The organism is Falsiroseomonas sp., assembly GCF_051859025.1.
Lineage (GTDB): Bacteria > Pseudomonadota > Alphaproteobacteria > Acetobacterales > Acetobacteraceae > Falsiroseomonas.
The window spans coordinates 383,380-409,000 of sequence record NZ_JBHYGL010000034.1; the positions used below are offsets into that span (position 1 = coordinate 383,380).

At 70.3% G+C, this 25,621-nt stretch carries 22 protein-coding genes; 10 read left to right on the forward strand and 12 right to left on the reverse strand.

Annotated features, from left to right (window positions below):
• Positions 1–27: 27 nt before the first annotated feature.
• Positions 28–933, forward strand: coding sequence for a polysaccharide deacetylase family protein (locus ACTIE5_RS22910; RefSeq protein ID WP_439552040.1), 906 nt, complete (start codon positions 28–30; stop codon positions 931–933).
• Here the strand turns inward: ACTIE5_RS22910 and ACTIE5_RS22915 are convergent.
• From ACTIE5_RS22915 to ACTIE5_RS22955, 9 genes are all read right to left on the reverse strand, one after another.
• Positions 926–1,879 (reverse strand): Bug family tripartite tricarboxylate transporter substrate binding protein, encoded by a 954-nt coding sequence (locus tag ACTIE5_RS22915; protein ID WP_439552041.1) that lies wholly within the window; start codon positions 1,877–1,879, stop codon positions 926–928. The two genes, ACTIE5_RS22910 and ACTIE5_RS22915, sit on opposite strands and share 8 nt — an antisense overlap.
• A 10-nt stretch (positions 1,880–1,889) precedes the next feature.
• Positions 1,890–2,855, reverse strand: a complete 966-nt coding sequence (locus ACTIE5_RS22920) for a tripartite tricarboxylate transporter substrate-binding protein (protein WP_439552042.1) — start codon at positions 2,853–2,855, stop codon at positions 1,890–1,892.
• Between the two features lie 75 nt (positions 2,856–2,930).
• Positions 2,931–3,512, reverse strand: a complete 582-nt coding sequence (locus tag ACTIE5_RS22925) for an SRPBCC family protein (RefSeq protein WP_439552043.1) — start codon at positions 3,510–3,512, stop codon at positions 2,931–2,933.
• The gene (locus tag ACTIE5_RS22930) at positions 3,509–5,839 is read right to left on the reverse strand and encodes a xanthine dehydrogenase family protein molybdopterin-binding subunit (RefSeq protein ID WP_439552044.1); all 2,331 of its coding nucleotides are present in this window, start codon (positions 5,837–5,839) and stop codon (positions 3,509–3,511) included. The genes ACTIE5_RS22925 and ACTIE5_RS22930 overlap by 4 nt, the downstream gene beginning before the upstream one ends.
• Positions 5,836–6,333 carry a (2Fe-2S)-binding protein gene (locus ACTIE5_RS22935; protein ID WP_439552045.1) on the reverse strand — a complete coding sequence of 166 codons (498 nt, stop codon included), beginning with the start codon at positions 6,331–6,333 and terminating at the stop codon, positions 5,836–5,838. Before ACTIE5_RS22935 ends, ACTIE5_RS22930 begins: the two co-directional genes overlap by 4 nt.
• Positions 6,330–7,187 (reverse strand): FAD binding domain-containing protein, encoded by an 858-nt coding sequence (locus ACTIE5_RS22940; protein ID WP_439552046.1) that lies wholly within the window; start codon positions 7,185–7,187, stop codon positions 6,330–6,332. Before ACTIE5_RS22940 ends, ACTIE5_RS22935 begins: the two co-directional genes overlap by 4 nt.
• Positions 7,184–9,487, reverse strand: a complete 2,304-nt coding sequence (locus ACTIE5_RS22945; protein ID WP_439552047.1) for a xanthine dehydrogenase family protein molybdopterin-binding subunit — start codon at positions 9,485–9,487, stop codon at positions 7,184–7,186. The genes ACTIE5_RS22940 and ACTIE5_RS22945 overlap by 4 nt, the downstream gene beginning before the upstream one ends.
• Positions 9,484–9,957: a (2Fe-2S)-binding protein gene (locus ACTIE5_RS22950; protein WP_439552048.1), complete on the reverse strand. Its 474-nt coding sequence runs from the start codon at positions 9,955–9,957 to the stop codon at positions 9,484–9,486. Before ACTIE5_RS22950 ends, ACTIE5_RS22945 begins: the two co-directional genes overlap by 4 nt.
• Positions 9,954–10,820, reverse strand: a complete 867-nt coding sequence (locus tag ACTIE5_RS22955; protein ID WP_439552049.1) for an FAD binding domain-containing protein — start codon at positions 10,818–10,820, stop codon at positions 9,954–9,956. The genes ACTIE5_RS22950 and ACTIE5_RS22955 overlap by 4 nt, the downstream gene beginning before the upstream one ends.
• 178 nt (positions 10,821–10,998) lie before the next feature.
• Between ACTIE5_RS22955 and ACTIE5_RS22960 the strand changes: the two genes are divergently transcribed.
• The 9 genes from ACTIE5_RS22960 to ACTIE5_RS23000 are packed head-to-tail and all read left to right on the forward strand — an operon-like array spanning position 10,999 to position 21,109.
• Entirely contained in the window at positions 10,999–12,657 is a 1,659-nt protein-coding gene (locus tag ACTIE5_RS22960) for a class I adenylate-forming enzyme family protein (protein ID WP_439552050.1), read from the forward strand.
• Positions 12,657–13,646, forward strand: coding sequence for an NADPH:quinone oxidoreductase family protein (locus tag ACTIE5_RS22965; RefSeq protein WP_439552051.1), 990 nt, complete (start codon positions 12,657–12,659; stop codon positions 13,644–13,646). Before ACTIE5_RS22960 ends, ACTIE5_RS22965 begins: the two co-directional genes overlap by 1 nt.
• Positions 13,647–13,660: 14 nt before the next feature.
• A complete protein-coding gene (locus tag ACTIE5_RS22970; RefSeq protein WP_439552052.1) occupies positions 13,661–14,389 on the forward strand; it encodes a class II aldolase/adducin family protein in 729 nt (242 codons plus the stop codon).
• A 27-nt stretch (positions 14,390–14,416) separates the two neighbouring features.
• Positions 14,417–15,730, forward strand: coding sequence for an LLM class flavin-dependent oxidoreductase (locus ACTIE5_RS22975; protein WP_439552053.1), 1,314 nt, complete (start codon positions 14,417–14,419; stop codon positions 15,728–15,730).
• A 28-nt stretch (positions 15,731–15,758) separates the two neighbouring features.
• Positions 15,759–17,300 carry an ABC transporter substrate-binding protein gene (locus ACTIE5_RS22980; RefSeq protein WP_439552054.1) on the forward strand — a complete coding sequence of 514 codons (1,542 nt, stop codon included), beginning with the start codon at positions 15,759–15,761 and terminating at the stop codon, positions 17,298–17,300.
• Between the two features lie 33 nt (positions 17,301–17,333).
• Entirely contained in the window at positions 17,334–18,269 is a 936-nt protein-coding gene (locus ACTIE5_RS22985) for an ABC transporter permease (RefSeq protein ID WP_439552055.1), read from the forward strand.
• A complete protein-coding gene (locus ACTIE5_RS22990) occupies positions 18,266–19,039 on the forward strand; it encodes an ABC transporter permease (RefSeq protein WP_439552056.1) in 774 nt (257 codons plus the stop codon). Before ACTIE5_RS22985 ends, ACTIE5_RS22990 begins: the two co-directional genes overlap by 4 nt.
• Entirely contained in the window at positions 19,032–20,027 is a 996-nt protein-coding gene (locus tag ACTIE5_RS22995; RefSeq protein WP_439552057.1) for an ABC transporter ATP-binding protein, read from the forward strand. Before ACTIE5_RS22990 ends, ACTIE5_RS22995 begins: the two co-directional genes overlap by 8 nt.
• Positions 20,024–21,109, forward strand: a complete 1,086-nt coding sequence (locus ACTIE5_RS23000; protein ID WP_439552058.1) for an ABC transporter ATP-binding protein — start codon at positions 20,024–20,026, stop codon at positions 21,107–21,109. Before ACTIE5_RS22995 ends, ACTIE5_RS23000 begins: the two co-directional genes overlap by 4 nt.
• Before the next feature lie 10 nt (positions 21,110–21,119).
• On the opposite strand, the gene ACTIE5_RS23005 is transcribed toward ACTIE5_RS23000, so the two are convergent.
• The 3 genes from ACTIE5_RS23005 to ACTIE5_RS23015 all read right to left on the reverse strand — a co-directional run bounded on the left by ACTIE5_RS23005 (position 21,120) and on the right by ACTIE5_RS23015 (position 25,620).
• Positions 21,120–22,079, reverse strand: coding sequence for a Bug family tripartite tricarboxylate transporter substrate binding protein (locus tag ACTIE5_RS23005; RefSeq protein ID WP_439552059.1), 960 nt, complete (start codon positions 22,077–22,079; stop codon positions 21,120–21,122).
• Between the two features lie 85 nt (positions 22,080–22,164).
• Positions 22,165–23,343 (reverse strand): pyridoxal phosphate-dependent aminotransferase, encoded by a 1,179-nt coding sequence (locus ACTIE5_RS23010; RefSeq protein ID WP_439552060.1) that lies wholly within the window; start codon positions 23,341–23,343, stop codon positions 22,165–22,167.
• Between the two features lie 81 nt (positions 23,344–23,424).
• Positions 23,425–25,620, reverse strand: a complete 2,196-nt coding sequence (locus ACTIE5_RS23015; RefSeq protein ID WP_439552061.1) for a molybdopterin cofactor-binding domain-containing protein — start codon at positions 25,618–25,620, stop codon at positions 23,425–23,427.
• Position 25,621 lies beyond the last annotated feature (1 nt).

The window sequence follows — 25,621 nt, forward strand, 5'->3', positions numbered from 1 at the left end:
GGCACTCCCTTCGCGAAGGAATGTCCGATGAAGCTGCCCGACCAGAACCGCTACGCCCCCAGCGCCATCGTCAACCGCCCCGACTACAGCTGGCCGGATGGACGCAGGCTGGCCGTGCAGATCTTCACCAATATCGAACATCACGCCTTCCGCAGCGGGTTGGGCAGCGACAGCACCGTGCCGGGGTCGCCCCAGACGCAGCGCAATTACGCCTGGCGAGACTACGGGAACAGGGTGGGCATCTGGAATATCCTCTCCCTGCTGGATGAACTCGGCCTGCCCGCCGCGCATAACTGCAATTCCGCCGCGCTGGACCAGATGCCGGAGATCGGCCGCGCCCTCGTCGCCCGCGGCGATGAATTCGTCGGCCATGGGCGCACCAATGCCGAGCGCCAGGAAGGGATGTGGGAGGAGGATGAGCGCCGGCTGATCCAGGAATCCCGCGACGGCCTGGCCCGCCATGCCGGCACCGCGCCGCGCGGCTGGCTCGGCCCCTGGCTGTCCCAGGGCGCGCATACGCTCGACCTGCTGAAGGAGGAAGGCTTCGACTACATGATGGACTGGCCGGCGGACGACCAGCCCTTCTGGATGGCGACGCGGTCCGGCCCCATCCTCTCCATCCCCTACAGCATCGAGCTGAATGACAGCCCGGCGATGGTGTTCCGCCATCACACCGGCCGCGAATTCGCGCAGATGATCACCGACCAGTTCGACGAGATGCTGGACCAGTCCCGCCACCGCCCACTGGTGATGAGCATCGTCCTGCATACCTTCGTCGTCGGCCAGCCCTTCCGCCTGCGCCCACTGCGCGATGCGCTGAAGCACATGCTGGCGCATCGGGACCGGCTGTGGATTACCAGGCCCGGGGAACTGGCCGCGCATATCGCCGGCCTGCCCAAGGGGATCGTACCGGGGTCCGAGATGCTCAGCTGACCCGGATGCCCGCGGCCCGGATCACCTCGCCGAGGCGCGGGCCTTCCTCTCGCAGGAAGGCCGCGAAGGCGTCGGGCGGGGAACCGAGCGGCGGGCTCGACAGGTCATCGAGCCTGCGCGCCACTTCAGGCTGCGCCAGCGCGAAGGCGATGCCGGCATGGACGCGGCGGATGGCGGCATCCGGCGTGCCGGCGGGCGCGAACATCGCGCACCAGTCGGACAGCGCGAAGCCCGGCACACCGGATTCCGCGATGGTCGGCGTTTCCGGGTAGCTGGGCAGGCGTTCCGGCGTGCAGACCGCCAGCATCTGCACGCGGCCGGATTGCAGCAGCGGCAGCGCCGTCGATGTCGTCATGAAGGCGGCATCCAGCACCCCGGCCGCCAGATCCCGCGCCGCATCGGCGCCGCCGCGGTAGGGGATGTGTTCCAGCCGCGCGCCGGTGCGCATCCGCAGCATCTCCGCCACCAGATGCTGCGCCGTGGCATTGCCAGGGGTGCCGTAGCTGACGGGGTTCGCCCGCGCATGGGCCAGGAATTCGCCGATATTGCGCGTGGGAAAGCCGTTCTTCACCGCCAGCAGCTGCGGCCACAGCACCACCTGGCTGATGGGTGCGAAGGCGGTGGCGTAGTCGAAGGCCAGGCCGCTGAGGAGGAAGGGATTTGTCGCATGGCTGAGCGTGGTGAAGAGCAGCGTCGTGCCATCCGGCGCGGCCTGCGCCACCGCCGAAGCGGCGATGGTGCCGCTGGCGCCGGCGCGGTTCTCCACGACGATGGAAGCGCCGAGATGTTCGCCGAGGCGGGGCGCGATCAGCCGTGCGACGGTATCGGCGGCGCCGCCCGGCGCGAAGCCGACCAGCAGGCGGATGGGGCGCGCGGATTGCGCGCGCGCGATGCCAGGCAGGGCCAGCAGCGCCAGCGCGGCACGGCGGGGAAGGCGAAGGGTCATGGCAGCGTCCTCAGCCCGCGGTGATGCGCTGGGTGGTGATGAGGTTGCGCCACATCTCGAATTCCGATCGCAGGGTGCGTTCGGATTCCGCCGTGGTGGTGAAGCGCACCTCCGCGCCCGCACGCTCGAAGGCCGTCGCGGTCTCCGGGCGGCGCAGCGCGGTCTGCAGCGCGGCATGGAGCGAGGCGACGGTCGCCGTGGGGGTGGCGGAGGGCACGAAGACGCCGAGCCAGAGATCGACGACGAAATCGGCGAAGCCGGCTTCCGCCAGCGTCGGCACATCCCGCAGGCTGGATGGCCGCGTGGTGCCGGTGGTGGCGATGGCGCGCAGGCGGCCATCCGCGATCAGCCCGCGCGCGCCGGCGATGCTGCTGAAGGTGAAGGGAACAGCGCCCGACATCACATCCGGCATGGCCGCCGCGATGCCGCGATAGGGCACATGCGTCGCATTGATGCCGGTGCGCAGGTTCAGCAATTCGCCCGCCAGATGCGGCGTGGTGCCGACACCGGCGGAGGCGAAGGTCAGCGCGCCGGGCCGCGTGCGGCCGAAAGCCACCAGTTCCTGCATCGTCCGGAAGGGCTGGTTCGGCGCCGCGACGACCACCAGCGGCGAGGAACTGATGATGGAGACGCAGGTGAGGTCACGGAAAAGGTCGTAGGGAACATTCGCCTGGAGCGACGGGTTGATCACCACCGCCGGGTCCATGACCAGCGCCGTGGTGCCGTCCGGCGCCGATTTCGCGACATGGTCGGTGCCGATCATGCCGCCCGCGCCGGGGCGGTTATCCGCCACCGCGGCGATCCCCGCGGTCTCCCCCAACGCCATGCCGACGACACGGCCGAGCGTGTCCACCACGCCGCCCGGCGCATAGGGCAGCACCAGGCGCAGGGGCCTCTGCTGTGCGCGCGCCGGTGCCGCCATGGCCAGCGTTGCCAGGCCGGACAGGAAGGCCGCGCGGGTGATGGAATGCGTCATGGTGGAAACCCCCGATGGATGTGTCGCCGAACCCTGTTTTGTTGTTGCCTGGAGTGCCGTGTGGTGAGGGCCGCGTCAGCCTCGGCCGACGATCGATCTCAGCCAGGACATCAGCGCCCGCCACAGCAGCCCGAACCCGCCGATCGGCACGGCTTCAGGCGGTGGCGGCGGTGCGGCGGCCGGCGCCTCCGCCGTTGCAGGCGCGTCCTGGGCGATCATGGCGCGCAGGCGTTCGGAGAATTGTCCGATCAACTCCGCCGCCACCGCCTGGATGATGCCCGCGCCGCGGCCATACTGCGCCACGGCGCCGGAGAGCGTGACATCGGTGGTGATGTCGACCCGCGTGCCACCCGGGATGCCGGCCAGCGCGAAACCCACCACGGCATTGGCGCCACCGCGGCCCTTCTGGTCCGTGCCCTGCGCCTTCACCTTCGCGACCAGCGCGGTGTCGTCCAGTTCCTCGAACCGCGCGGTGCCGGCGAAGGTCAGCGCGACGGGGCCGAGCTTGACGGCAACGCGGCCCTTGAAGCTGCGCGCATCGATCACCTCCGTCAGTTCCGCGCCCGGCATGCAGGGCGCGATGCGCTGGACATCCTGAAGCAAGGCCCAGGCCTGGGCGGGCGGCAGCGGAACCTCGAAGCTGTTGTCGAACTTCATCGTGCGGCGTTCCCCAGCATCGCCGCCACAACGTCATGCGGCGCGATCGGCACGCGGTTCATGCGCGCGCCGAAGGGCGAGAGCGCATCCTCCACCGCGGAGGCGATGGCCGCCGCCACCGGGATCACGCCGGATTCACCGACGCCCTTGATGCCCAGCGGGTTCAGCGGCGTCGGGCTTTCCAGATGGCCGATGGAGATGGCGTGGGGCATCTCCGTCGCGCTCATCAACAGGTACTCCGCCAGGTTGGTGGTCACGGGCTGCGCCTGGTCGTCGAAACCCATCCATTCGAACAGCGCATTGCCGATGCCATGGGCGATGCCGCCCAGCACCTGGCCCTCCACGATCTGCGGGTGCAGGGCGCGGCCGCAATCATGCATGAAGGACAGCCGCGTGATGGCGACATTGCCGGTGCCGGCATCGACCTCGACTTCCGCCACGCAGCTGCCATTGGCGTAGGTCATGGGGTCGATGACCACTTCCTCCGCCGCCGCGATGCCGGCGCGGCCACCCGGCAGCGCGAAGCCCGGCAGCCCGGCCGCGGCGCGCGCGATTTCTGCGAGTGTCACCTGCATACCGGTTCCCGTGACTCGAACCGCGCGGCCGGCGATTTCCAGGTCCGCTTCGGATGCTTCCAGCAGCGTTGCCGCCACCTGCAGCACGCGGTCGCGCACCTTGATGGAGGCGACATGCGCCGAGGTGCCGGCCATCACCGCCTGGCGGCTGTTGAAGCCGCCGAGGCCGAGCGGCGAGGTCGCGGTATCGCCCGCGGAGACCTCCACATTGGCCATGTCGCCGCCCAGTTGCTCCGCGACAAGCTGCGCCAGCATGGTGCGCGTCCCCTGCCCCATCGGCGCGGCGCCGGTGGCGACGAAGATCCGGCCGGAGGGTTCGAGGCGCACCGAGACATGCTCGAAGGGCCCGCGCCCGGTGCCCTCGACGTAGTTGGCGACACCGATGCCGAGGTGGCGGCCCTCGGCCCGCGCGATTGATTGCCGTTGTCCGAAGCCGTCCCAATCCGCCCGCGCCAGCGCTTCCGCCATGCACCGCGGATAATCGCCGGAGTCCAGCACCACCTGCATGCCGCCGCGCGTCTTCAGCGGCGTCGCGTAGGGCATGCGGTCGGCGGGCACCAGGTTGCGCCGCCTGATCTCCGCGCGGTCCAGGCCGAGTTGCTGCGCCGCGCGGTCCAGCAGCCTTTCCATCGCGAAGACGCCCTGGGGCTGCCCGGCGCCGCGGATCGGCGTGACCGGCACCTTGTTCGTGACGGCGGAGCGGGAGCGGATGCGATAGGCCGGCACGATATAGGCCAGCGGCATGGCGGAGACCGCGCCATAGGCCACGTTCAACCCGCGCGCGGTCCAGGCGCCGTGATCGTGGATCATCTCCCCCCGTACGCCCAGGATGCGGCCTCCCGTATCCACCGCGAGTTCGACATCCCAGACCTGGTCGCGTTCCTGCGTGGCGGCGATGAAATGCTCCCGCCGGTCCTCGATCCATTTCACCGGGCGGCCGAGCATACGGGCCGCCGCCGCGACCGCCGCTTCCTCGGGGTAGAAGACCAGCTTCGGCCCGAAGCCGCCGCCGACATCGGGCGTGACCACGCGCACGCGGTCCTCCGGCAGGCCGAGGATGTCGCAGAGCATCCGCCGCGCGACATGCGGTGTCTGCGTGCTGGACCAGACCGTCAGTTTGTCTTCGATCGGGTCGGGGATCGCGACGAGCCCGCGGCATTCCATGGAATGCGCGACGCCGCGATGTTGCGAGAGTGTCTCCCGCACCGTGACGGCGGCACTGGCGAAGGCGGCATCCGGATCGCCAAAGCCGAGGGTGAAATCACCAACCAGGTTGTGCGGCGCGCCCTGATGCGCCGTGGGCGCGCCGGGTTCCAGCGCCGCCACGCAATCCGCGACGGCGTCGAGGGGATCGTAATCGACCTCGATGAGAGAAAGCGCATCCTCCGCGATGTAGCGGTCATCGGCGACGATGATCGCGACGGCCTCCCCCACATGCACCACTTCCGTTGCCGCCAGCACGGGGCGGTCCAGCGTCTGGCGGAAGGCGGGGCTGGGCAGCGCGACTTTCAGGTGCGTCTCCGCCAGATGCGGATTCAGGTCGGCGGCCGTCAGCACCAGGTGCACGCCGGGCAGGGCGCGGGCGGCGCTGGCGTCGATGGAACGGATCGCGGCATGAGCGAAGGGGCTGCGCAGGAAGGCCGCGTGCAGCGCGCCCGCCGGACGGATGTCATCGACGAAGCGCGCGCGGCCGCGTAGCAGCGGCGGGTCCTCCAGGCGCGGCACGTCGCGGAAGGCGGTCTGCGTGGTCATGCGCCACCCCGCATCACGGCGGCGGCTTCCAGCGTGGCCGTCACGATCGGCTCATACCCCGTGCAGCGGCAGAGATTGCCGGAGATGGCGACGCGTACTTCCTCCGCCGTCGGTGCCGGCACCTCCTCCAGGAATTCCAGCAGCGTCGTCAGCATCCCCGGCGTGCAGAAGCCGCACTGCAACGCGTGATGCTTCGCGAAGGCGGCCTGCAGGGGATGCAGCGTGACGGCATCCGGCGCGATGCCTTCCACCGTCGTCACCGCGCAGCCCTCGGCCTGCACCGCCAGCATCAGACAGGACCGCATGGCGCGGCCATCCACCAGCACCGTGCAGGCGCCGCAGACGCCATGCTCGCAGCCGAGATGCGTGCCCGTCAGGCCGAGGTCCTGCCGCAGGTAATCCGCCAGCGTGCGGCGGACGGACACGTCGGCCGCCTGTGCCGTGCCGTTCACCAGGCAGGCGACGCGGCGCTGGAGCGTCCGATCCATGCTCATGCCCGCCCCATCCGCGACTGCGCGATCGTCAGCGCGCGGCCGAGCAGCACGCCGGCGAGGTGGCGGCGATACCAGGCAGGCACCAGCGCATCCTCCATCGGCTCCAGCGATTTCGTAGCCGCTACCGCCCCGGTGACGTCGTCGGCGCCGCGCAGCGCATCCTCGGCCTCCGGCAGGCGCAGCGGCACGGCGCCGACGCCGCCGAGCGCCACGCGCGCCTGCGCGATCCGCCCCGCCGCATCCGGCACCAGCATCACGGCGACCGAGGCGATCGCGAAGTCGCCATGCCGCCGGGCATATTCGAGAAAACAGCTTCCCGCACCCGCGGGCTGCGCCGGGATGCGCACGGCGACCAGCAATTCCTCCGCCTCGATCCCCGGCGTCATGTAGCCCTGCGCGAAATCCGCGAAGGCGATGTCGCGCAGGCCGCCCGGCCCCGCGACGCGCACCACCGCCTCCATCGCCGCCGCCACCAGCGGCAGTTCGGCGGCAGGGTCGAGGTGGCAGAGCGATCCGCCGATGGTGCCGCGGTTGCGCGTCTGCCGATGGCCGACCTGCGCCAGCGCCTCCGTCATCAACGGGCAGCGTCGTGCGACATCCGCGTGGTTCTCGAGCACGCGCTGCCGCGCCATGGCGCCGATCAGCAGCGCGCCATCGCTCTCCACCGTCACGCCATCCATCCCCGCGATGCGGTTGAGGTCGACCAGATGGTCAGGCTGCGCGAAGCGCATGTTCAGCATCGGCATCATGGATTGCCCACCCGCCAGTGGTCGCGCATTCGGCAGCGACGACAGCAGCGCGATCGCCTCCTCCAGCGTCGATGGATCATGGTAGGCGAAGGGCGGCGGCTTCATGCCTCGATCTCCCCCAGCAGGCGCAGGACCTCCCGCGGTGTCACCGGCAGGCGCGTGACGAGACCAGGACCGCCCCCTTGGCCCCCCAGCGCATCATCGATGGCGGAGGCGATGGCGGCGCCGACGGCGTTCGTGCCGCCCTCCCCCGCGCCCTTGACGCCGAGCGGGTTGAGCGGGCTCGGCGCATCCTCCGTCACCAATACGTCGAGCGGCGGCATCTCCGCGATGCTTGGCATCAAATAATCCGCGAGCGTGGTCGAAAGCGGCTGGCCGCGTTCGTCATAGCGGAACTCCTCGAACAGCGCGCCGCCGAGGCCCTGGGCGAAGCCGCCGATGATCTGGCCCTCGACAAGCTTCGGGTTCACCGCGCGGCCGACATCATAGGCGACGAGGTAGTGTTCCACCGCCACCGCGCCCGTCATCCGGTCCAGCGCCACCTGCGTCAGATGCACGCCATAGGGGTAGGTCATGTGATCGGAATGGAACCACCCTTCCGTCGTCAGCCCCGGCACCGCGCGTTCGCGCGACAGCTTCGTGCCGGCGGCGAGTGCCCGCGCCACCTCCCCGATCGCCAGCGCCGGGCCGTCCGCGCGGCAGATCATGCCATCGGCGATCGTCAGCGAATCCTTAGACGCCTGCAGCAGGGTTGCCGCCGTCTCCAGCGCCAGGTCGCGCAGCGCCAGGCCCGCCAGATGCGTGGCGGAACCCGACATGACCGTGACGCGCGACGCATGGGCGCCAGATCCAAACTCGATCCGGTTCGTCTGGCCGCGCACCACCCGCACGCGGCGGTAATCCACGCCCAGCGCATCGGCGGCGATCTGCGCCAGCGCCGTCTCAACGCCCTGCCCGACGGAAGCCGCGCCCGTCACCAGTTCCACGACGCCCGTCGGATCGACCGACATCCGCACACCGTCGGAGGGCCCGAGGCCGCTCTTCTCCACGAAGAAGCCAAGACCGAGGCCGACGCATTCGCCAGCTTCGCGCCGGCGCATGACATCCGCCAGCCGCGCATCCCAGCCGAAGCGCGCCAGCGCCTTGTCCAGCAGCAGCGCGTAGTCGCCGGAATCCAGCACGACATCGGTGCCGAGCGCATCGAGCGGCCGCGCGAAGGGCATGGCGGCGGCCGGCACGAAGTTGCGCCGGCGCACCTCCACCCGGTCCAGGCCGAGCCGCGCGGCGACGGCATCCATCAGCCTTTCGCGCACGAAGGTGCCCTCATACCTTCCGGGCGCGCGATAGGTGGCGGCGGGGGTCTTGTTGGTCAGCCGGAAATGCCCCGTGGCGCGATAGGCCGGCACAGCATAGGGGCCGAGCAGCAGCCCCGCCGACATGTCGGCGACGCGCGCACCGTGGGTACGCACATAGGCGCCCTGGTCATGAAAGAAGACATTGTCGATCGCGAGCAGCCGGCCTTCCTCATCCACCGCCGCGCGCAGCCTGTGCCGCTGCTGGCGCGAATGATTCGTCGCGACCAGATGCTCCCGCCGATCCTCGATCCACTTCACCGGCCGCCGGAGCCGCAGCGCCGCCAGGCAGGCCAGAAGGTCCTCCGGGTAGAGTTCGCCGCGCACGCCGAAGCCGCCGCCGACATGGCCTTCGAACAGATGGACGGAGGTAGGGGAACGGCCGAGCAGCCGCGCGATCTCGTCGCGGTTCCAGTGCTGCTTCTTGGCGGTGCCGTGCAGTTCCAGCGTGTCGCTGGCGGCGTCGTAGCGGGCGATGGCGCCGCGGGTTTCCAGCGGCACGCCGGAATGACGGCCGATGGACAGATCCAGTTCCAGCACGGCGTGGGCGGCGGCGAAGCCGGCTTCCACATCGCCATAGGCCTTGCGGACGATGGCGGGTTCCGTCGCGTGGGTCGCATCGAAGTCGCGCGGCGGCTCCGCGGCATCCAGCAGCGCGGGCAACTCCTCCAGCTCCACCCAAACCAGATCGGCGGCGTCCTCGGCCAGCGCGGCATCCTCCGCGAAGACCACGGCGACGGGTTCGCCGACATAGCGCACGCGACCACGCGCCAGGATGGGCTGGCAGTATGGTTCCAGCCCCTTCAGCTTCGTCGCGCGGAAGGGGATGGGCGGGATGGTCGCGACATCCTCCCCGGTCCACACCGCGACCACGCCAGGCAGCGCCAGCGCGGCGGCGACATCGATGGCGATGAGCCGCGCATGCGCCATCTCCGCCCGCACCACGCGCATGTGCAACTGCCGGGGGAAGCTGATATCGGCGGCGAAGGCGCCCTCGCCGCGCAGCAGCGGCGGGTCCTCCAGCCGCGCGACGGAACGGCCGATGACGCTCATGCTTGCATCACCGACCGCACGGCGGCGAGGATGCCGCTGTAGCCCGTGCAGCGGCAGAGGTTGGAGGACAGGCGCTCCACCATCTCCGCCTCCTCCATCGCGGGGTTCTCCTCCAGCATCGCCAAAGCGAGCATCAGGAAGCCCGGCGTGCAGTAGCCGCATTGCAGCGCGTGATGGTCGGCGAAGGCCTGCTGCAGCGGATGCAGCGTGCCATCCGGCGCCGCCAGACCCTCCACCGTACGGATCGCGCAGCCTTCGGCCTGGACGGCCAGCACCAGGCAGGCGCGCACTGGCGCGTCATCCATCAGCACGGTGCAGGCACCGCAGACGCCGTGTTCGCAGCCGAGATGCGTGCCCGTCAGGCCGAGATCCTCGCGCAGGGCCTCCGCCAGCGTGCGCCGCGCCTCTACCGAGAAGGTCGCCGGGCGGCCATTCACGGTGCAGCGCACCTTGTGCAACGTGTCGCTCATGCCGCCAGCGCCCTTTGTGACGAAGCGGAACCCAGGGCGCGCGAGACGACCGCGCGCACCAGGGCACGGCGATAGCCAGCATCCTCCATCGGCTCGCAGGCAGCGGCGGCAGTGCGCCCCGCTTCTTCGAACAAGGCTGCGGAGGGGACGCGCCCCGTGACCATGGCTTCGACGGACGCCAGCCGGCGCGGCACGGCCTCGACGCCGCCGATGCCGATGCGGGCTTCGGCAATCCGGCCCAGCGCATCCTGGCGCAGCACCACCAGCGCCATGGCCTGCGCGAAATCGCCGGCGCGGCGCGCCACTTCCTCGAACCCCCACCGCGCGTCGGCCGGCAGAAGGGGCACGGTCACGCCGGCCAGAATCTCATCCGCCGCCAGCGCGGTTTCCAGCGGCCCGCGCAGGAAGGCCGAGGCCGCCAGCCGCCGTTCACCGCGCGCGGACACCGCCCGCATCTCCGCGCCCATGACCACCGCCAGCAGCGGCCATTCGGAGGCAGGGTCCGCGTGGCACAGGCTGCCGCCGAAGCTGCCGCGGGTGCGGATGGGCCAATGCGCGATGTGACGCACCATCGTGGCCATCAGGGCGCCGAGCGGCCCCGGTGCCGCCGGGCGCTGGAAGGCCACATGGCGCACCAGCGCGCCGATGCGCAGCGCATCGCCTTCAACGCCCCATGCGCCGAGTTCGGCGATTCCGTTGATGTCGACGAGATGCGGTGGCCGCGCGATGCGCAGCGCCATGGCGGGCAGCAGGCTCTGCCCGCCGGCCAGCACGCGGCCATCCTGTGGCGCCACCGCCGCCAGGGTCGCCACGGCTTCAGCGAGCGTGGCGGGGCGATGCCATTCGAAAGGGGGCGCCTTCACGCCTGGTTGCTCCGCCGGGGCGGCGCCATCGTCGTCTCCTGGCCTGCCGCCAATTGTCCTTACATTAGAAGGGAGGTTACTGCGTCCGGTCAAGTCGCGAAACAGGCTGTTGACAGCACCGCCCGCTCCCTCGCTATTGTCCTGACAATCAGGAAACCCAGGCGGCGCACCGGACGGCATGGCCCATACCCTGCTCACATTGCTGGACCCGGCCCGACTGCGCCAGGGGTATGATTCCGGCTTCTGGCGTGATGAGACGCTCTACGCCCGCGCGGCCAGCCAGGCGGCCCGCGCGCCCGGCTCCATCGCCATCCGTGACCGCCGCCGCGCCGTCACCTGGGCCGCGCTCGTCGCTGCCGCCGATGCCCTCGCCGCCGATCTCCGCGCGGCCGGCCTCCGGGCCGGGAACCGCGTGGCCGTCTGGCTGCCGAGCCGGGTGGAGACACTCGTCGCGCTGCTGGCGTGCTCGCGCGACCGCTACGTCTGCTGCCCATCGCTGCATCGCGACCACACGGTGGCGGAGGTCGTGGAGTTGTGCACGCGGATGCGCGCCGCAGCCCTGATCGCGGAGGAGGGCTACGGCGCCGATGCTCAGCGGCACGACATCTTCGCGCAGGCCACAGGCATCGCCACGCTGAAGCGCGTGCATCGTGTGGCGAGGCTGGATGAAATCACGGAAGCCGCCTGGGCTGGTCCCGCGCTGGAATGCGCGCCGGATGCGGCGCCCATGGCCGCGCCGGATGGCGTGCTCTACCTCGCCTTCACCAGCGGCACGACGGGTGCGCCGAAGGGCGTGATGCACAGCGACAACACGGTGCTGGCCAATGCGCGCGCCATCATCGCGGATTGGTCGCTGACGGACCGCGACGTGATCTGCACGCTGAGCCCCCTGTCGCACAATCTCGGCTTCGGCTGCATCGTCATGGCCTGCGAGACGGGCTGCGAGCTGGTGCTGCCGGACCTGCCGCGCGGGGCCTCGCTGCTCGACCGCGTCATCGCCACGGGGACGACCTTCCTGGTGGGCGTGCCGACCCATGCGATCGACCTGCTGGCGGAGATCAGGAGGCGCGGGGAGACGCGGGTCGGCGCGCTGCGCGGCTTCCGCATCTCCGGTGCCGCCGCGCCGCAGAAGGTGGTGGCAGACCTGCTGGCGCATGGCGTCACGCCGCAGAGCGGCTATGGCATGACGGAGGCCTGTTCCACCCACTACACGCTGCCCGGCGATCCGCCGTCGCTCATCACTGGGTCTTCCGGTCGCTGCGCGCCGGGCTATGAGGTGCGCGTCTTCTCCCGCGACGATCCGGACCGCGAAATGCCGGCCGGCGAGGTCGGGCAGATCGGCGGGCGCGGCACCAGCCTGATGCTCGGCTACTACGATGACCAGGCCTCGACGGAAGACAGTTTCAACCGCGCCGGCTGGTTCATGACGGGCGACCTCGGCTGGATGGACGAGGCGGGCTACATCCGCATCACCGGCCGCAAGAAGGACGTGATCATCCGCGGCGGTCACAACATCTTCCCCGCGAAGATCGAGGGGCTGGCCATGCAGCACCCCGCGGTGGCGCGCGCCGCGGCGATGCCCGTGGCGGATGACAGGCTGGGGGAGCGGGTCTGCCTCGCCGTCATGCTGAAGCCCGGCGCGGCGCTGGAGGCCGAGGCGATGCTCGCGCATCTCGATGCCGCGGGGCTGTCGCGCTACGACATGCCGGAATACTGGCTGGAGGTGGCGGAGATTCCCCTGACCGCCAGCGGCAAGATCCTGAAGCGCGCGGTGCAGGCGGAGCTGGAGGCCGGGCGGCTTGCGCCCGTGCCCGTCCGCTTCAAGGCCAGCGCCTGATGCAGGCCGCCATCGTCCGAAGCTTCGGCACGCCGGAGGCAGTGACGGAGATTGCCGACCTGCCGCACCCCGTACCCGCGAAGGGCGAGGTGCTGCTGCGCGTGAAGGCGGTGTCGCTGAACTACGTCGACCTCGTCGTCATCAGCGGCCGCTACCAGTTCAAGCCCGCGCTGCCCTTCACGCCAGGCAAGGGGCCGGCCGGGATCATCGAGGCGGTGGGAGAGGGCGTGAGCGCCTGGAAGCCCGGCGACCGCGTCCTGGCCATGGCGGAGATCGGCAGCTACGCCGAATACGCCGTCGCGCCGGCGGACCAATGCTACGCGCTGCCGGACGCCATGCCTTTCGCCGATGCGGCCGCCATGGCGCTGGCCTATGACACCGCCTGGTTCGCGCTGCATGAACGCGGGCGGCTGGCAGCGGGGGAGACGGTGCTGGTGCTGGGGGCATCCGGCGCCGTCGGCCATGCCGCGGTCATGCTCGCCAAGGCCGCCGGTGCCCGCGTGCTGGCCGGCATCACCAATCCGGCCAAGGCGTCGATGCTGGTGGATGCGGGCGCGGATGCGATCATCGACCTCGCTGTTCCCGACCTTCGCGACGGGCTGCGGGACCAGGTGAAGGCCGCGACCGGCGGTGGCGTCGATGTGGTGATCGACATGCTGGGCGATGTGTATTTCGAGGCCGCGCTGCGCGCGCTCGCCTGGCGCGGGCGCCTGGTGGTCGTGGGCTTCGCCGGCGGGCGCATCCCGGAGGTGAAGGCCAACTACCTGCTGGTGAAGAACATCGAGGTCAGCGGCCTGCAGATCAGCGACTATCGCAAGCGCCGCCCTGCCGATGTCGCCGCCTGCTTCGCCGCCATCTTCGCGCTGCATGGCGCGGGCAGGGTGAGGCCGATGCCGATGGAGACCATGCCCCTCGACCACGTCGCGGAAGCGCTGGGTCGCCTTGCCACGCGCCAGGTGGCGGGGCGCCTCGTCCTGCTGCCGGGCTGAAGGATCTGTTCGTGATGACGCATGACGAAGCGATGGCGAAGCTGATCCTGGCGGGGAAGATCCTCGTCCACCAGGGGCAGGGCGACATGACGCGGGGCCATGTCTCGGTCCGCGTGCCGGGGCGGCCTGACCTGTTCCTGATGAAGCCGAACGGCATCGGGATGGAGGAGATGACGCCGGAGAATGTGCTGCTCACCAGCATGGATGGCGTGGCGCAGCGCGGCCAGGCGCGGCAGCACAGCGAGGTCTTCATCCATTCGGAGATCTTCAAGGCACGGCCGGACGTGAACTGCGTGGTGCACACGCATCCCGTCCACCTCATCGCGCTATCCGCCACCGGCAGGCAGCTGCGCCCGCATTGCCAGGGCGGCGCCATCTTCGCCGACCGGCTGCCCGTCTTCGACGCCACCATGCAGCTGATCCGCGACTCCGCCATGGGCGCCGCCGTCGCCCAGGCGCTGGGGCCCCACATGGCGGTATCGCTGAAGTCGCACGGCCTGGTCATGGCCTGCCCCAGCATCGAGGAAGCGATCGTCTTCTGCGTGATGCTGGAGGAAGCCTGCCGCATCCAGCTGCTGATCGATGCGGCGGGCGGCGCCGCCCCCGAATATCCGCCGGATGACGTGGCGCTGCTGCGCGAAGCGCAGTCTGCGCCGGGCATGATCCTGGCGAATTTCGCCTATCTCGGGCGCTTGGCGACCGGTGCCGCGCTGCCGCCCAGCCTTGCCGGCCTGCCCGCGTGACCGGGCCCATCAACCGGGGAAACCTCCATGCGTGAGATGCATCTCCTCGCCTATCTGAAGACGGGGCCGACCGCGAACCACATGGGGGCCTGGCGCCACCCGGATTCCGATTTGCGGGACATGCTGGACCCCGCGCGCTACGAACACATCGCGCGCGTGCTGGAAGCCGGTTTCTTCGACGGGCTGTTCTTCGCCGATGGCCTCGGCCTGCATGACATCTACAAGGGCGGGTTCCATACGCGTCTCGAACTCGGTGGGCAGATCAGCTTCCTTGATCCGATGATGGTGTTGCCGCTGATGGCGCGGGTCACGAAGCACCTCGGCATCGGCACCACCCTCTCCACCACCTTCCACCAGCCCTACAACCTCGCGCGCACCCTCGCCTCGCTGGATATCCTGAGTGCGGGCCGCGTGGCGTGGAATATCGTCACCTCCACCCGCAACGAGGAAGCGCGCAATTTCGGCATGCCGGAACTGCCGCCGCGGGATCTCCGCTACGACATGGCGGATGAGGTGGTGGAAGCCTGCTGCGCGCTGTGGGATTGCTGGGATGAAGGCGCCATCGTCGCCGACAAGGATCGCGGGATCCTGGTGGATTCCAGCAAGGTCCGCTACGCCGACTACAAGGGGAAGTGGTTCAGCACGCGCGGCCCGCTGACCATTCCGCGCAGCCCGCAGGGGCGGCCGGTGCTGATGCAGGCGGGATCCTCCCCCCGCGGCCGCGCCTTCGCGGCGCGCTGGGCGGAGATGATCTTCTGCCCGCAGCACACCAAGGCTGACATGCAATCCTTCTACGCCGACATCCATGCCCGCATGGCGGCACTGGGCCGGCAGGCGGAGGATTGCGTCATCATGCCGCAGATCGAGATCGTGATCGGGGAGACGGAATCGATCGCGGAGGAGAAGGCCTCCTTCCTCGAATCCCTCGTCGATCCGGAACTGGTGCTGGCGGCGCAGTCCAGCGCGCTCGGCGTCGATCTGGCGGCGAAGGTGGATGACGTGTCCGATGCGGCGGAGAAGCGAGGCACCCAGGGCATGCAGGGCTCCATGGACCGGCTGAAATCGGTGATGGACAAGGAAGGGCTGACCTTCAAGCAGGCAGTGCAGAAATCCCACCGGGACATGATCTTCGGCACGCCGCAATCGGTCGCGGACCAGATGCAGGATTTGTTCGAAAGCCGCGCCTGCGACGGCTTCGTCGTCTCCCAGATGGTGTTCCCGTCTTCGCTGGAACAGTTCTGCCGCACCGTGGTGCCGGAACTGCAGCGACGCGGCATCTTCCGCAAGGAGTATCGCGGGCGCACGCTGCGGGAGAATATCCGCGCGACACCGAAGGGCTGACGCAACCACGAACAGGGGGACCGGGACCATGACGATGATCGACAGGCGTGGCGTATTGCTGGGCGGGACATCGCTGCTGGGCGCCGCCGCGCTGGCGGCGCCATCCCGGGCGCAGACGGCGGAGCCGCGACGCGGCGGCACGCTGACCGTTGGCTTCGACGACAACGCCCGCACGATGGACCCGACCTTCTCCATCCAGTTCTCGGAACGGCAGGTCCTGTTCCTGATCTACAACACGCTGACCACCATCGGCACCGACTTCTCCATCCAGCCCGAACTGGCGCGCAGCTGGACGATCGAGAACGAGGGCAAGCGCTACGTCCTGCAGCTGCAGACTGGCGTGAAGTTCCACGACGGCACGGATTTCGATGCTGCCGCTGTGAAGTACAATTTCGACCGTCGCCTCGACGAACGCGTGAACTCCCCGCAGCGCAACGTGTTGCGCCCAGTGATCGACAGCGTGGAGGTCGTGGCCCCGCACGTCGTCGCCATCAACCTCCGCACGCCCTATCCGAGCCTGCTGGCGGACCTGGCCGATCGCGCGGGCCTCATGGTCTCCCCCACCGCAGCCGAACGGCTTGGCCAGGATTTCGGGCGCAATCCCGTGGGCACCGGCGCCTTCACGTTCCGCCAATGGGTGCAGGGCACGTCGATCACGCTGGAGCGCAACGCGAATTACTGGGAACAGGGAAAGCCCTACCTGGATCGCGTGGTGTTCCGATCCATCCCCAACCAGATCATCGGCATGCAGCGCCTGATCGTGGGTGAGGTCGATTACGTCGACAGCCTGACGCCGGAGCATATCCGCCAGGTCGAAGGCCGGGACGGCATCGTGGTTCAGCAGGCGCGCGTCGGGCGCTGGTATTCGCTGCAATGGCAGGTGGACAAGCCGCCCTTCAACAACCCTCTGCTGCGCCGTGCCATCGCCCATGCGCTGGACCGGGACCGTATCAACGCAATCACCATGGGCGGACGCGGCACCATCGCCAACGGCCCGGTGCCGCCGGGGCTCTGGTGGTCCTCGCCCGACAACGTCGTGCACAACCACGACCCCGCCCGCGCCCGCCAGCTTCTGGCGGAAGCCGGCATCGCGCCGGGCACGGAGATCACGCTGGCTGCGCCATCCGATCCGCTGCTGCGGCAGATCGTGCAGTTGGTCTCGGAACAGCTGGGCGCCGTCGGGCTGCGCGTGGTGCTCGCCCCCGTCGCGCAATCCGAATACTACGCGCGGACCGTGCAGCGGGCGATCAACTTCACGCCCATGGCCTGGACGCAGCGCGCTGACCCTGACGGCCTGTTCTTCATCCTGTTCCACAGCCGCGGCTTCGCCAATTCGACTGGCTACAACAGCCCGGCCCTGGATGCCGCGCTGGATGCCGCGCGTGCAACGACGGATCTGGAGGAACGAAAGCGCCTCTATGCCCGCGCCAAGGATATCGTGGTGACGGACCTGCCCTATGTGCCGCTGTATTTCGCGGCGGAATACGCCGCCGTCAGCCGACGCATCCAGGGCTGGGTCTGGACGCCGGACCAGATCCCGCGCTTCCGCTACGCTTGGCGGGCGTCCTGACGTCTTGAGGCAGCACCCGGGCCAATACGCGCCATGATCGGCTTCGCGCTGCGGCGCCTGGCCTGGGTGCTGCCGAACATCGTCATCCTGACGTTCCTGCTGTTCGCCACCACCAGCGGGTGGCTCGGCAGCCCCGCGGCGATGATGCTGGGCACCGATGCCTCCCCGGCCGCCATCGCGGAACTCAACGCCCGCTTCGGCTTCGATGATCCGATCGTGGTGCAGTATCTCCGCTGGGCCGGCGGGGCGCTGACGGGCGAATTCGGCCGGTCCTATAGCACGCAACAGCCCGTGGCGGCGATGATCGCGCCGGCCTTTCCCGTGACGCTGGAGCTCGCCTTCTGGGCCATCCTGCTCGCCGTCGTCACCGCCGTCGGCCTCAACAGCCTGGTGGTGGCGCGGGGCCTCATCGGCGCCATCGCGACCGGCTTCAGTATCATCGGCGTTACCATCCCAAACTTCATGCTGGGCGCCACGCTCATCACCATCTTCTCGGTCTGGCTGGGCTGGCTGCCGACCACGGGCTGGGTGCCGTGGGATGAAGGCGCGTTGCTGCACCTCAAGCACTTGATCCTGCCGGTGGTGACGCTCTTCGCCTTCTATTTCGGCTCCTTCAGCATGGTCTACCGCGCGGAATACCGCGCGGTGGAAAGGCAACTCTTCGTCCGCGTCGCCGCCGCCAAGGGGCTGTCCGACAGCGCCGTCTCCTTCCGCCATGTCCTGCCGAGCGCGGTGCTGCCGGTCATCACCTATGTCGGCCTCACCCTTGGCCAGCTGGTCGGCGGCGCGGTGGTGACGGAGACGGTCTTCTCCATCCCCGGCCTCGGGCGGCTGTTTGTCACCGCCATCGGCAGCTACGACTATCCCGTGATGCTCGCGGTCGGCAGCATCATCCTGGTCGGCGTCATGGTGACGAATCTGCTGGCCGATCTCGCGCTCGCCGCCATGAACCCGCAGATCCGGCTGTGAGGGCGCGTCGCGCCCTGGGCGTCACCCTCGTGGCGGTCATCGCGCTGGCGGGGCTGCTCGCGCCCTGGATCGCGCCCTTCGATCCGAATGCCTCCGGCGCCGATGTGCTGTCCGGCGCTACGGCGACGCATTGGATGGGCACCGACGACCTCGGCCGCGATGTCTATTCGCGCGTGCTGCATGGCGCGCGCATCTCGCTCCTCGTCGGCCCGCTCGCGGCGCTGGTCGCCGCCCTCATCGGCGTGCCCTTCGGGCTGCTAGCGGGCTATGCGCGCGGTCGCACCAACCAGTTCCTCGTCCAGGTCATGGACCTGTTCATCGCGCTGCCGAACCTGGTGCTGGCGCTGATCATCACCGTCATGGTCGGCGCCACGCTGCTCAACATCGTCCTCGTGCTCGGCATCGTCATGTGGCCGGAAATGGCGCGGCTGGTGCGCGGCCAGGTGATGAGCCTGCGGGAGACCCCCTTCATCGAGGCCGCTCGCTCCATCGGCTGCAAACCATCCCGCATCCTGATCTTCCATATCTGGCCGAACATCATGCGCATCGTCGCCGCCCAGATGGCCATCGCCGTCTCCGCTGCGATCTTCACCGCGGCCAGCCTGGGCTTCCTCGGCCTCGGCCTGCCGCCGCCGGCGGCGGATTGGGGCAGCATGGTGCAATCGGGCTTCGACTACCTCTCGCTCAATCCGCTGCTGAGCCTGGCGCCCGGCGCCGCCGTGGCGCTGACCGTGCTCGGCTTCTACCTGGTGGGTCGCAGCGTTGAGTGACACCGGTGCGCCCTTGCTGAGGATCGAGGGCCTGCGCACGGTCTTCGGCGGGGCGGGTCTGCCGGATATCGCGGCCGTCGATGGCGTGGACCTGACGGTGGCGCGCGGCCGCACGCTCGGCATCGTCGGCGAAAGCGGCTGCGGGAAATCCATCCTCAGCCTCTCCATCATGCGCCTGCTGCCACCGCAGGGGCGCATCGCCGCGGGGCGCATCCTGTTCGGCGGGCAGGATCTGGCGGCGCTCTCGAACCGGGAGATGCGGCAGGTCCGCGGCCGGCGGATCGCCATGATCTTCCAGGAACCGATGACCAGCCTGAACCCGCTGGCCAGCATCGGCGCCCAGATCGCGGAGGCGATCCGCACGCATGACCGCACCGCTTCCGCGGCCGACCTTCGCGCGCGGGGGATCGAGGCGCTGCGGCGCGTGCGCATCCCCGCCCCCGAACGCCGGATCGACGACTATCCCCACCAGATGTCGGGTGGCATGCGCCAGCGCGTGATGATTGCCATGGCGCTGTCCTGCGCGCCGGATTTGCTGATCGCGGACGAACCGACCACCGCGCTGGATGTCACCGTGCAGGCGCAGGTGCTGGACCTGCTGCGGGATCTGCAGGCGGAGACAGGGATGGCGATCATCCTCATCACCCATGACCTCGGCGTGGTGGCGCGCATGGCCGATGAGGTGGCGGTGATGTATGCCGGCCGCGTCGCGGAACAGGCCGGCACCGCCGCCATCTTCAACGACCCGCAGCACCCCTACACGCTGGGGCTGCTCGGCAGCATTCCCCGCATCGAGGCGCGTCCCGGCCGGCTGCTGGCGATCGAGGGCACAGTCCCCCCACCCTTCGCCCTGCCGCCGGGCTGCCGCTTCGCGCCCCGCTGCGTCTTCGCCGATGCGGATTGCAACACGGCGCCGCCACCCCTGCGGGACATCGCGCCGGGGCAGCGCGTGGCCTGCTTCCGTGCGCCGGTGGAAGACATCGCATGACGCCGCTGCTGGAAGCGATCGACCTGGCCCGCCACTACCCCGTGGGCGGCGGCTTGTTCAGCCGCAAACCCGCCGGCCTGGTCCGTGCCGTCGATGGCGTGTCCTTCACGGTGGCGAAGGGGGAGACGCTGGGCCTGGTCGGTGAATCCGGCTGCGGGAAATCCACCCTCGCCCGCCTGGCGCTGCGCCTCATCGACCCCACCGCCGGAACGCTGCGCTTCGAGGGCCAGGACATCACGCGGCTGGAGGGGGAGGCGATGCGCCGCCTGCGCCCCCGCATGCAGATGGTCTTCCAGGACCCCTTCGCCTCCCTCAACCCGCGCATGACGGTGGCGGAGATCCTGGCGGAGCCGCTGCTGGTGCATGGCATCGGCGATGCCCGCCAGCGCCGGGCGCGGGTGGAGGCGCTGCTGCCGATGGTCGGCCTCGCGCCGCATCACATGGACCGCAAGCCTCATGAATTCAGCGGCGGCCAGCGCCAGCGCATCGGCATCGCCCGCGCTTTGGCGGTGGAGCCATCCCTCATCGTCTGCGACGAACCCGTCAGCGCGCTGGATGTCTCGATCCAGGCGCAGGTGGTGAACCTGCTGAAGGACCTCCAGGCGCGGCTTGGCCTGTCATACCTCTTCATCGCGCATGATCTGGCCGTGGTCCGCCATGTCGCGGACCGCGTGGCGGTGATGGTGCTGGGGCGGATCATGGAGGTCGCGCCGGCGGAGCAGCTCTATGCCCGGCCGAGCCACCCCTATACCCGCATGCTGCTGGCGGCCGTGCCGCGCCCGGACCCGGCCCAGCGGCACCTGCCCAGCGCCGCGCCCGCCCTGGCGGACCTGCCCGGCCCGCTTGCCATCCCCCAGGGCTGCCGCTTCCATCCGCGCTGCCCGATGGCCGTGGAGCAATGCCGGCGAGAGGAACCCAGCCTGGAGCCCCTGCCCGGCTCCCCGGGCCACCTGACCGCCTGCTGGCGCGCCGCGGAACTGCCGGCCTGGATGCCGCCGCCCCAGGCGCCCCCGGCCCCGGCGGCGGCACGGCGCCTGGCGCTCTATGCGGAGCGTCGCGACCAGGCCCGCGACAGCGGCTGATCCCCGCGCGTCAGTCCCGCCAGGGCTGCCGGGCCCAGAGCGCGCGCAACTGCGCATCCTGTTCGAGGAACAGCGATTGCTGCGCCTCCGCCGTCATCGGCCGCAGCGGCAGGTTCAGGCGTTCCGCCGCCGCGATCCAGTCGGGGTCGGCATTCACCGCTGCCAGCACGGCGCGCAGCGGGTCCCGGATCTCGGCCGGCAGGCCCGGCGGCGCGATCAGGCCGCGGGTCGATCCCTGTTCCACCGCGAAGCCCTGTTCGTGCATCGTGGGCACATCGGCCGTGCCGGACCAGCGCCGGGGCCCGCCCTGCGCCAAAGCGCGCAGCGACCCATCCCGCAGCAGGGACTGACCCTCGCTCATGTTGAAGGAACCGACATCGATGCTGCGGGACAGCAGGTTGGTGATGATCGGCGGCGTGCCGTTGAACGGCACGTGGGAGAATTCGACCGAAGCCACGCCCTGAAGCCCCAGCATGATCAGGTGATCGTCGCTGCCCGCCCCGGCGGTGCCGACCGTGACCTGCCCCGGCCGCTGCCGCGCGGCGGCGACCAGATCCGCCACGCTGCGGATCGCGCTGTCCGCCCGCACCCAGAGGCCGCAGGGATCCTCGATGACGTTGCCGAGGAAGGTGAAGTCCTGCACGCGGTAGCGCACCGCGCGTTCGATCGGCAGGACGATGGAATTCGGCGCCTGCGCCGCGCCGATGGTGAAGCCGTCCGGCGCCGCCTGCGCCACGCCTTCGAAGGCCAGCTGGCCGCCGGCCGCGGGGCGGTTGACGACCACGAAGCTGGCGCCCGCCAACCGGCGCGCCATGAAGGGCAGCACGGTGCGCGCCAGCATGTCCATGCCGCCGCCCGGCGGGCCGGAGACCAGCACCTGGATCGGCCGGTCCGCGGGCCAGGCCGCATGGCCGATGCGGGGCGCCGACAGCGCGAGCATCGTCGCGCCCAGGAAATGCCGCCGGTTCATGCTGAAATTCCTCCACCGGCCGTTTCCCCGGCCTGGCGGCAGGAAGCGTAGGAGCGCCGGCGCGGCGCCGCAACGCCGCGTCGGATCAGCCCAGCACGCGCGCCAGCCGCGCCACCGCTTCGCGCGCCAGTTCCGGGCTGATGGCGAAGCAGATGCGGATGAAGCCCTCGCCTTCCGGTCCGAAGGCGGTGCCGGGCGCGACGCCGACCTTGGCTTCCCGCAGCAGGCGGAAAGCCAGGTCCAGGCTCTTCTCCCCCGTCTCCACCCGCGCCATCAGGTAGAAGGCGCCTTCCGGCGGGAAGACGGTCACGCCCTTCAGGCGGGACAGGCCCTCCACCATGATGGCGCGGGCTTCCGCGCAGCGGCCGACCATGGTGCGGATGAAGTCGTCCCCTTCCTCCAGCGCCGTCACCGCGGCGTGCTGGATGAAGGTGGGGATGGACGTCGTGTTGTACTGGCCGAGCTTGCCGAAGGTGGCGGCCAGCCCCTGCGGATAGACGATCCAGCCCGCCCGCCAGCCCGTCATTGCCCAGTTCTTGGAGAAGGTGTTGGTGACGATCAGCCGGTCCGACGGCGTGCTGATCTGCAGGAAGGATGGGGCGATCGCGTTGCCATAGGTGAAGTGGTTGTAGACCTCGTCGGAGATGATCCAGAGGCCCCTCTCCCGCGCCGCCGCCAGCAGCGCCTCCATCTCCCCCATCGGCATCACCCAGCCCGTGGGGTTGGAGGGGGAGTTCACGACGATGATGCGCGTGCGCGGCGTGACGGCCGCCAGGATGTCGGCCAGCGGCAGGGTGAAGCGGCCATTCGCGCTCTGCCGGTAGGGCACCGTCACCGGCACGCCGCCCGTGACGCGCACGGCCTCACCCAGATTGGGCCAGCCGGGGACGGGGATGATGACCTCGTCGCCGGGCTCCAGCAGCGCCTGGCAGGCCTGCATGATGGCGTTCATGCCGCCGGCGGTGATGGCGAAGCGTTCCGGCGCGACCTCCACCCCCCAATGGCGGCGGTGGTAGTCGGACAGCGCCTTGTGCAGGGCCGGGATGCCGCGGGAATAGGTGTAGCGCGTCTCCCCCGCCAGCATGGCGCGGTGCGCGGCCTCCACCACGAAGGGCGGGGTGGGCAGGTCGCCCTCCCCGATCCAGAGCTTGACCACATCGGGGTCGTCCCTTCCCCGGTCGGCGACCATGCCGATCTGGCTGGTGCCGACACCCTGGATGCGGGCGGGCAGGATCTGGGTCAGGTCGGCGGCGGGCTGGTCCATGCGGAAAGGCGTCCCCTGGGCGGAGCGGAGCGGATGCCCCGCGCCCGCCCCGGGGGCAAGCCCCCCCTTACGCCCCCCGGGTTACGTCGCGAGCGCCGCGCGCACCCGGTCCCGCGTGAAGGGCATGCCAGCAAGCCGCCGCCCCGTCGCCGCCAGCACGGCATTGGAGATCGCCGGCGCGACGGTGCCGAGGCCGAGTTCCGCCGCGGGCAGCGGCATCTCCCCGCTGCGGATCAGCCGGACCTGGACCTGGGGCGTGTCGCTGGCGCGCAGCACCTCGTAATCCGAGAAATTCGTCTGCTCCACGGCGCCATCCCGGAAGGTCAGGCGTTCGGTCAGTGCGCTGGACACGCCCCAGAGCAGCGATGCCTCGATCTGGCGCATCGCGTTGCGCGGCTGCACGGCCAGGCCGATATCGGCGGCGCACCACAGGCGCAGCACCCGGATCTGGCCATTGGCGCGGTCCACCGCCACCTCCGCCACCGTGGCGGAGAGCGCTTCGCCGAGCTGCGGCAGGCCGAGCTTGGCGAAGCCGATGCCGAGGCTCGTGCCCTCTCGCCGCCTGCCCCATTCCGCCATGGCGCCGGCGGCTTCCAGCACCGCCTTGGCGCGCGCGTCCTTCAACAGGGCCAGGCGATAGGCCAGCGGATCGGCATTGGCCTGGCGGGCCAGGTCGTCGATCACCGCCTCCACCGCGAAGGCATTGGGCCCGGCACCGATGCCGCGCCAGGGCGCGGTGCGGACGCCGTGCTCGCGGTAGACATGTTCCGTCAGCGCCGCCGGCACGTCGTAATGCGCGACATTGGCGTGGTAGGTGACGATGTGGTCGACGCCGCGCTGGGCATCCAGCCGCGCCCGGCCATAGAGCATCGGCACCACCAGATCCGCCGCCAGCCGGTGCCGCCAGCCCGTGATCTTCCCGGCCGCATCCAGGCCCACATCGATGCGATGCGCGGTCATCGGGCGGACATGGGCGTTGGCGATGTCATCCTCCCGCGTCGCCATCACCTTCACCGGGCGGCCGACGGCCTTGGCGATGGTCACGGCCTCGATCGCGTAGTCGATCGCGGCGCGGCGCCCGAAGCCGCCGCCCATGGTCAGCATGTTGACCTTCACGCGGTCGGCGGGGATGCCGGCGATCTTCGCGGCCTCGTCCCGCACCAGGCTCGGCCATTGCGTGCCGGCCCAGACCTCCGCCGCATCGCCGGTGACATGGGCGACGCAGGTCAGCGGCTCCATCTGCGCGTGGTAGACGTAGTCGCTGGTGAATTCGGCGGTGTGGACGCGCGCGGCGCCGGCGATGGCCTGCGCTGCCTCCCCATTCCGCACCACCGCGACGCCGGCCTTGGCCGTGTCCCGCGCATCGGCGAGGTAGCTGGCGAGCGCGGGTTCCGAGGAATGGCTGGCGCCCTCCCCGGGCGACCAGGTGACGGCCAGCTCCCGCCGCGCCGCCAGCACCGCCTCCACCCGTTCGCCCACGATGGCGACGCCCTGGTCGAGCGGCAGGACATGGGTGATGCCTGGCCGCGCCAGCAGCGCCGCGCCGTTATGCGTCAGCGGCCGCGCGCCGAGGCCGGGGGAGCGCGCGACGGTCGCGTGCAGCATCCCGGGCAGCCGGACATCGATGGCGAAGACCGCCTGGCCGGTGGCCTTGGCCGGCACGTCGAAGCGGGGAACGTCGCGCCCGACCAGGCGGAAGGCGGAAACAGGCTTCAGCGCGGCGGGGGCGATTTCCGGCAGGGTGGCCGGCACGGTGGCGAAGGCAGCGACCTCCCCATAGCCGATCCGGCGGTTGGAGGCGGCGTGCACCACCACGCTCGGCTCCGTCGTCAGCTGATCCACCGGCACGCCCCAGCGGGCGGCGACGGCATCCAGCAATACGCGGCGGGCCTGGGCGCCGGCGATGCGCAGCGGCATCCAGTAGCCGCGGACGGACAGGCTGGCGACGACGAACTGGCTGCGGAAGATCGGGCTGTCATAGGCCGGGCGCACGGGCGCGGTTTCGATCCGGACCTTGCTCCAATCCGCGTCCAGCTCCTCCGCCACGATCAGCGGCAGGGCGGTGTTGGAGGCCTGGCCCATCTCCGGCACCGGGGCCTGGATGGTGATGGTGCCGTCGGGCGCGATGCGGACGTACGCATTCAGGGTCGCCGGGCCGGCGGGCGCGGACTGGGCCTCCGCCGTGCCAGGGCCCGTGAAGGCGCCCGCGAAGGAAAAGGTGAAGGCGAGGCCGGTGCCGAGCAGGCCCCGGCGCGAGAGGGTAATGCCGTCGGTCATG